The 7,695-nt window shown below is 63.8% G+C and carries 7 protein-coding genes; 5 read left to right on the top strand and 2 right to left on the bottom strand.

All coding sequences use genetic code 11. The features are described from left to right. From EN925_RS14705 to EN925_RS14690, 4 genes are all read left to right on the top strand, one after another. The coding region (locus EN925_RS14705; protein WP_245483181.1) for a branched-chain amino acid ABC transporter permease at positions 1-1,005 on the top strand (1,005 nt) is incomplete at its 5' end. Further along, positions 1,002-1,706, top strand: coding sequence for an ATP-binding cassette domain-containing protein (locus tag EN925_RS14700; RefSeq protein WP_013532995.1), 705 nt, complete (start codon positions 1,002-1,004; stop codon positions 1,704-1,706). The genes EN925_RS14705 and EN925_RS14700, both read left to right, overlap by 4 nt. 2 nt (positions 1,707-1,708) lie before the next feature. Next, a complete protein-coding gene (locus EN925_RS14695) occupies positions 1,709-2,410 on the top strand; it encodes an ABC transporter ATP-binding protein (protein ID WP_127369991.1) in 702 nt (233 codons plus the stop codon). A 103-nt stretch (positions 2,411-2,513) separates the two neighbouring features. Beyond that, entirely contained in the window at positions 2,514-3,662 is a 1,149-nt protein-coding gene (locus tag EN925_RS14690; protein WP_245265311.1) for a substrate-binding protein, read from the top strand. A gap of 48 nt (positions 3,663-3,710) precedes the next feature. Here EN925_RS14690 and EN925_RS14685 read toward each other — a convergent pair whose 3' ends face one another. Together EN925_RS14685 and EN925_RS14680 are read right to left on the bottom strand one after the other, a co-directional pair. After that, positions 3,711-5,357 (bottom strand): acetolactate synthase large subunit, encoded by a 1,647-nt coding sequence (locus EN925_RS14685; protein WP_127370150.1) that lies wholly within the window; start codon positions 5,355-5,357, stop codon positions 3,711-3,713. A gap of 84 nt (positions 5,358-5,441) precedes the next feature. Beyond that, complete coding sequence (locus EN925_RS14680) at positions 5,442-6,779, bottom strand: aromatic ring-hydroxylating dioxygenase subunit alpha (protein WP_164753891.1); 1,338 nt, start codon at positions 6,777-6,779, stop codon at positions 5,442-5,444. Between the two features lie 128 nt (positions 6,780-6,907). Here EN925_RS14680 and EN925_RS14675 point away from each other — a divergent pair. Further along, a partial coding sequence (locus EN925_RS14675) for a LysR family transcriptional regulator (protein ID WP_128336645.1) occupies positions 6,908-7,695 on the top strand: 788 nt, incomplete at its 3' end.

Below are 7,695 nucleotides of genomic sequence, written 5' to 3'. Positions count from 1 at the left end.
GTTCAACGGAGCGTCGCGATGATCGCCCGCGACCGCAACTGGCTGCTGATCTTCGCCGCCTGCGTGGCGCTCGCGATCATCTATCCGTTCTTTGTCGGCGGGTATCAGCTGACCGTGATCCGCGACGCGCTGATCTTCGGCCTGTTCGCCGCGAGCCTCGACTTCTTCTGGGGCCGCACTGGAATCCTGTGTTTCGGCCACGCTGCGTTTTTCGGCATCGGCGGCTACATCATGGCGCTGATCACGCTCAACGATGCGATCTCCTTCGCCAGCCTGCTTGGCATCATCGGTGCGGTGGCCGGTGCGGCCTTGGTCTCCGCCATCATCGGCTACTTCCTGTTTTTCGGCGGCATCCGTGGCAGCTATTTCACCATCGTCACGCTGGCCATGGGCGTCATCTGCCAGCAGGCGGCGGTCTCCTGGAGCTCGGTCACCGGCGGCGACAGCGGGCTGATCGGCATTCCGCCGATTGCCTTCGATGTCGGCGGGCTGCACGTCGATCTCAGCCAGGACCTGCCCAGCTACATCTTCGTCTCGGCCATCGTCGCGGTGACCGTGCTGGCGCTGTGGTCGATCAGCCGTGGCCGCTGGGGTACGGTGCTGACCGCCATACAGGACAATGAAGTCCGGGCAGCAGCGCTCGGCCACAATGCGCCGTTGCGGCTGCTCGTCACCTTCGTCCTGTCGGCGGCGATCGCCGGCCTTGCCGGCGCGCTCTATGTCTGCATGGCGGGGTTGGTGGCACCGGATCTGTCCGGACTGCTTCTGTCGACGGAAGTCATCGTCTGGGTGGCGGTCGGCGGGCGCGGCACGCTGCTGGGGCCGGTGCTCGGCGCCATCTTCATCCAGCGTGCGCAGCAGACGATCAGCAGTTTCAACCCGAGCCTGTGGCCGCTATTGCTCGGCTGTGTCTTCGTCATCATCGTCTTCGTCCTGCCGGACGGCATCCTGTCGATCTACGCGCGACTGAAAGCCCTGTTCAAAGGCGGGAGGCGCGCACAATGAGCGACATCCTGCTCCAGGCCGAAAATGTCGGCATCCGCTTTGGCGGGCTGCAGGCGCTGGAGGCCCTGAACCTCACTGTACGCGACAAGGAACTCTGCTGCATCATCGGCCCGAACGGCGCCGGCAAAAGCACCTTCCTCAATGTGTTGACCGGTACGCTGCGCCCGACCAGCGGCAGCGTGCGCTTCCTCGGCCACGACATAGCCGGCCTGCCGCTGCATCGCATCGCCCGGCTCGGCATCGCGCGCAAGTTCCAGATCCCGTCCGTTTTCCCGAGCCTCTCGGTGGAAGACAATGTGAAGGTCGCCCGCTGGGGGGCGCCCTCGCCTGTGCGCCCGGTTGGCGAATTGCTGGAATTGGTCGCGCTGAGCAATCGCGCTGCCACACCGGCCGGCGAACTCGCGCATGGCCAGAAGCAATGGCTGGAGATCGGCATGGCGCTGGCAATCGAGCCGCGGTTGCTTTTGCTCGACGAACCCACCGCCGGCATGACGCCGCAGGAGACGCTGGCGACGGCCGATATGCTGCTACGCCTAAAGGGCGAGTTCTCGATCGTCGCCGTCGAACACGATATCCGCTTCGTACGGGCGCTGAACTGCGAGACGCTGGTGCTGCATCAGGGACGCCGCCTGCGCAGCGGTCCTTTCCATGACATCGAGACCGACGAAATGGTCCGCGATGTCTATCTGGGGAGGCGCTGATCATGCTGCGGACAATGGCGGTCTCGGCCGGCTACGGCCCGCTCCCGGTGCTGAACGGCATCGACCTCAGTGTCGCGCCGGGCGAAGTCGTCGGCCTGCTCGGCCGTAACGGCGCCGGCAAGACGACGCTGCTGCGCGTCATCGCCGGCGGCTTGCGGGCGAGCGGTGGCGCCGTGGTTCTCGGTGACAAGGACCTCACGAACGCGCCGGCTTTCCGCCGCGCGCGGGCAGGCATCGCGCATGTGCCGCAGGGGCGCGGGATCTTCAACCAGCTGACGGTGCGGCAAAACCTGGAGGTCGGTACCCGCGCTGCCGAGGACCGTGGCGACGGCGGCATTCCGGTCGACATCTTCGGCTATTTTCCGATCCTGCGCGAGCGCGAAGCGCAGGTCGCCGGCACGCTTTCGGGCGGCCAGCAGCAGATGCTGGCGATCGGCCGCGCGCTCTGCGGCCTGCCGTCGGTGCTGCTGCTCGATGAGCCTTCGGAAGGCATACAGCCGAACATCGTGCAGTCGATCGCCGAGCTGGTGCCGCGCATCGCGCGCGAACGCAGCATCGCGATCGTGCTGGTCGAGCAGAATCTCGATCTCGTTCTCAAGGCATCGGACCGCTGCCTGGTGATGGAGAAGGGCAGGATCGTCCATGAAGGCGCGCCAGAGGCGTTCGCCGACGAGACCCTGCTGAAGGATCTGTTGGCCCTATAAGGCGCGCCTGAAGCGCGCCTGGGAGCTTGTTGACTTGTAAGGCGTGCATGGGGCGCGCCTGGGACTGGAAGGGAACACAACAATGATAAGCAGAAGAACTGTCTTGAAATCCGGCGGCGCCGCGGCCGCTTTCGCCATGGTCGGTGCGCCGTCGGTCCTGCGCGCCGCCGACACCGTCAAGGTCGGCCTGTCGATCCCGATCACCGGGCTGCAGGCGATCCTCGGCGAGACGCTGCTCAATTGCTACAAGCTCGCCGCCGCCGAACTGAACGCCGCCAATGGCATTGGCGGGCGCCAGGTCGAGTTGTTCATCGAGGACAACCAGACCACGACCAAGGGTTCCATCGACAAGGCGCGCAAGCTCATCAACGAAGACAAGGTCGACGTGGTCATGGGCACGATCATTTCGCCGGAGCGAAGTGCTACGCTGTCGGTGACCTCGAAGGCCAAGAAGCTGTTCTTCTACCCAACCAATTTCGAGGGCGGCGAATGCAACCGCTACTTCGTCGCCACCGGCCCGATCCCGATGCAGCAGGTCGACCCGATGATGCCGTGGGTGGCCGAGACCCTCGGCAAGACCATCTACGTCATGGCCTCCGACTATGCCTGGCCGCAGAAGATGACCGAGGCGATCACGGCGGCTTACGAAAAGGCCGGCGGCAAGATCATCGGCGCCGACTACTATCCGTTCGGCACCACGGATTTCGGCCCGGCCTTCCAGAAGATCAAGTCGCTGAAGCCCGATGTCGTCTGGTCGATGGTGGTCGGCAACGACGCCGTCACCCAGCTCAAGCAGTATCGCAGCTTCGATATCAAGCAGCCGCTGATCGCACCGCTCGACGAGGTCTTCAACAAGGACGCGCTGCCGCCCGGCGTCGCGGCCGGCACCTACGCACCGCAGCCTTACTGGATGGCGCTCGACAATCCGGTCAACAAGAAGTTCATCGCGAGCTTCCGCGAGAAGTTCGGCAAGGAGAAGATGGTCAACGGCATCGGCGAAGCCGGCTACAACGGCCTGCATCTCTACGCCCTGGCCGCCGAGAAGGCCGGATCGCTGAAGGACGATGATGTGCTCAAGGCGCTGCCCACGATCGAGTTCGACGCGCCGCAAGGCAAGATCCGGGTCGATGCCAGCAACAACCACACGCTCTGCCATTCCTATGTCGGCAAGGCGGCCGCAGACGGCATCAGCTATGAGATCGCCAAGGATTTCGGGACGATCGCGCCGGTCACCCCTTACTGCAAGCTGTAGGCGCTTCGGCAACAGCTCCAGGTAATCCTGACGGCGGCTTTGCCGCCGTCAGCTCGCTTGCGGCGCAGGCAGCCGCTCGCGCAATTCGTCGACAAGCACCCTGGTGTTTTCGGAATAGTCGATGGGCACGACGACGAGGTGCACGCCGCCGCCGGTGAAGGCCCGTTCCAGCGCCTGCCGCAAATCGGCGATCTCGCCAACTCTTGTCCCCTTGGCTCCGTAGGCCTCGGCATATCTGACGAAGTCGGGATTGCCGAAGGTCATGCCGAAATCCGGAAATTCGTCGACCGCCTGCTTCCAGCGGATCATGCCATAGGCATGGTCTTCGAGCAGCAGGACGACGAGATTGAGCTTGAGCCTGACGGCGGTCTCCAGTTCCTGGCTGTTCATCATGAAGCCGCCATCGCCACAGATGGCCATGACACGGCGCTGCGGATAGAGCAGTGCCGCCATCATCGCCGACGGCAAGCCCGCGCCCATGGTGGCCAGCGCATTGTCGAGCAGGATCGTGTTTGCCATGCGCGTCCGGTAGTTGCGCGCGAACCAGATCTTGTACATGCCATTGTCGAGGGCGAGGATCCCGTCCGGCGGCATCACGGCGCGCACGTCATGCACGATGCGCTGCGGCGTGAAGCGATCTTCGGTGGCGCGCGCGGCGATGCGGCTCAGAATGCCTTCCCGCAGCGGCAGCAAGGCCTGTGCATTGGGGACCTTGCCCTCGATGCTGTCGGCCAGCAGCGCCAGCGAAGGACCGAGGTCGCCGACGATTTCGGCTTGCGGGAAATAGACCTGCTCGACATCGGCTGAATGGTAGCCGACATGAATGACCTTCGGCCCCTTTGCCCCCATGATGAAGGGCGGCTTCTCCACCGTGTCGTGACCGATGGTGATGATCAGATCGGCCTGTTCGATGGCCTCGTGCACATAGTCGCGCTCCGAAAGGGCTGCCGTTCCCATATAGAGCTCCGTGCCGCCAGGCACGGTGCCCTTGCCCATCTGCGTGGTGAAATAGGGAATTTGCGTCCGCAGCACGAACTGGGCGACATCGGGAGTCACGCGCGGTCGCGACGCCGCCGCACCAAACATCAGCAGCGGACGCCTGGCTTCCATGATCATACGGGCGGCGCGATCAAGCGCGCCCGGGCTGGCCAGCGGCAGTTCGACCGGATGCGTTGGCACGAGTGCTACCGGTTCACACTCGGCCGCCGCAATGTCTTCCGGCAATTCAAGATGTACGGGGCCGGGACGCTCTTCCTGGGCGACACGGAAAGCTTCGCGAACCAACGAGGGGATCATCTTCGGCGAGACGATCTGACGCGACAGCTTGGTCAGCGGCTTCATCGCCGCGACGATGTCGACGATCTGGAAGCGCGCCTGCCGGGATGACAGGATGCCTTTCTGGCCGGTGATCATGATCATCGGCATCGCGCCGAGCAGCGCATAGGCCGAACCGGTCGAAAGGTTGAGCGCGCCCGGGCCAAGCGTGGTGATGCACACACCCGGCTTGCCGGTAAGCCTGCCATAGGTGGCGGCCATGAAAGCGGCTGCCTGCTCGTGGCGGGTCAGGATCAGCTGGATCGAGGAGCGGCGGATGGATTCGACGATATCGAGATTTTCTTCGCCCGGAATGCCGAAAATCCGCTCGACCCCTTCGTTCTCGAGGGCCGCGACGAACAGATCCGAACCTTTGGTCATGACCACCTCTCCCGCAACATTCCGTCGGCCACCTTCATATGGCATCGGAACGCGACGCCTCAAAGAGGCATCTTCGGCTGCGGGTCAGAGGCGCGTGTTGCAGCTCGCCGCTTTCGGCGAGGCGAAAAGTTCCTTCGGCGCAGACCATTGGCTGATCGGTGCGCCGCGCGTGCCGGTGATCAGCGAACGCAGTTCTGACAGATAGGTCTGCACGAAGAACGAGGTCTGCCTTTCCAGCGGCGTATAGGGACCCGGCCGGTAGGCGCGCGACATGATGCCGTCGGCATTGTCCTCGGTGATCTTCTTGTCCTGCACCGTGGTGACGTCCCACATCCAGCTGATCGCATCGGCGTCGATGTCGCCATCGGCGTCCTTGTCGACGAGCCAGGTCAGAATGACGTCGGTTTCCGTGGCGCTGCGCGGTATCATCTGGAACAGCGTGACATAATCATTGGCAGCACTTGCAAACGACAGGCGTCCGAGGCGGAAGCCGCTTTCGCCACCATCATAGGCGTGACGGCCGCCCATCAGGCATGAGACCCCCTCACCTGTATTGGACAGCGTGTTGCGGCCGGATCCGATCGGCTTGCGGTGCATGGCAAACGGCATCGTGTCGAGGTCGCCAGCCTGCCACGCGCCCTTGTGGAACTCGGCATCGCCGATGACGCTGTGCCAGGCCTCGATTTCATTCTGCCACTCGACCGCCTTGTCGGCGTCGCGGGTCGCGGTCACTTTGACATGGCCGTTGACGCGGTAATATTCGGGGTGGGCCGGCCGGCAGTGATAGCATTCGAGGAAGTTCTCGAGCACCAGCTTCCAGTTCGCCTTGGTGAGATAGTTCTTGCGCGCGACGATGCGTGCGCGGTCAAGGCCGTTTTCGCGCAAGCCGCCGGTCAGCCCGTCCGCGACAGGCTGGATGTCGGGCAGCGAATTGGCATCGAGGCCGCAGAACACGAGGCCGCCGAAATGCTTGCAGGGCACGCGGTGCAGTCCCAGCGCTTCCGGATCGACGCTTTCCGGTAGATCCTGCCGTGACTGCAACTCGCCGGTCAGCCTGAACGACCAGGCATGGTAGGGGCAGACCAGAAGCTTGCCGCGACCATCCTTGGCGCAGAGCCGCGAGCCGCGATGGGTGCAGACATTGTAGTAGGCCGCGATGTCCTCCTCGCCGTCGTCGAAGCGCACGACGATGATCTCCTCGTCGAAAAGCTGGCGCACGATGTAGCGGCCCTTTTCTGGGACCTCGCTGGCATGGGCGACAAGCATCCATTGACGCGGAAACCACAAGTCCCGTTCCAGCGCGAAGATGGCAGGGGCCGCGTAGAAGGCCTGTTCCAGCGACCAGTCCGGACGTTGCCGGTCGATCAGCCTGACGGTCTCGCTTCTGTCGATAGGCTGGCTGTTCGATGTGTAGGCCTGCACGGCAAACACCTTTCTGCTCGCTGGCGTTCGAATGACGTTTCGATAGAGTGTGCGATGCGGAAAGGCTTGCAGCAAATACAGAAATGATAGACCTTCATATCGAAAAGGCATGAAAGCAGGTTTGGATCGTGAAAACCCTCAAGACATCGCTTCCCCTGCTGAACGCCATGGTCGTCTTCGAGGCTGCCGCCAGGCATGGCGGGCTGACGCTGGCCGCACAGGAGCTCAACATCGCACAATCGGCGGTCAGCAGGCATGTCGCCAATCTCGAGCGCCAGCTGTCGGTCGAGCTGTTCACGCGCAGAGGCAACCGCGTCGCCGTCACCGGGGCCGGCAACACGCTGGCCGAAGCGATCCGCGAGGGTCTCGGCACCATCAGGCAAGCGGTCGAGGATTTGACCGCGCACGACAGCGATACATTCGTGGTCGGCTGCAGCCACGACTTCGCGCAGGCATGGCTGATGCCGCGCTTCGGCCTCATCACATCGCAGGTTGCCGATGGCCGCGTGCTGCTGCAGACATCCACCGACTACAGGGATTTCGACCAGCCTGAAGTGGCATTGTCGATCCGTTTCGGCGAAGCCGGGCAATGGCCCGAATTCGTGACCGAAAAACTGCTCGAGGGTGAGTGGTTCCCGGTTTGCGCGCCGGCGTTCCTGGCGCGTTATCCGGCGCTCGCCTCGGAAGAGCCTGAGGCTTTCCTGGCAGTGCCGCTGCTGCATCAGGTGACGCCGCCGGGCGCGATCGACAGTTGGCAATCGTGGGTCGGAACCGACCGGAAACTCGACGGACCTCGGTTCACCGGCTACATGTCGATGATACACGAAACCATCGCCGGGCGCGGCGCGGCGCTCGCCTGGGCGGGATTTGCCGACGAGCATCTGCGCCGCGGCCAGCTCGTCCGGCTGACCAAGAC

Source organism: Mesorhizobium sp. M7A.F.Ca.US.006.04.2.1 (genome assembly GCF_004022915.1).
In the GTDB taxonomy this organism is placed as follows: Bacteria; Pseudomonadota; Alphaproteobacteria; order Rhizobiales; family Rhizobiaceae; genus Mesorhizobium; species Mesorhizobium ciceri.
Note: the sequence above shows the minus strand (reverse complement) of the source record. Positions and strands in the feature narration are given on the sequence as shown.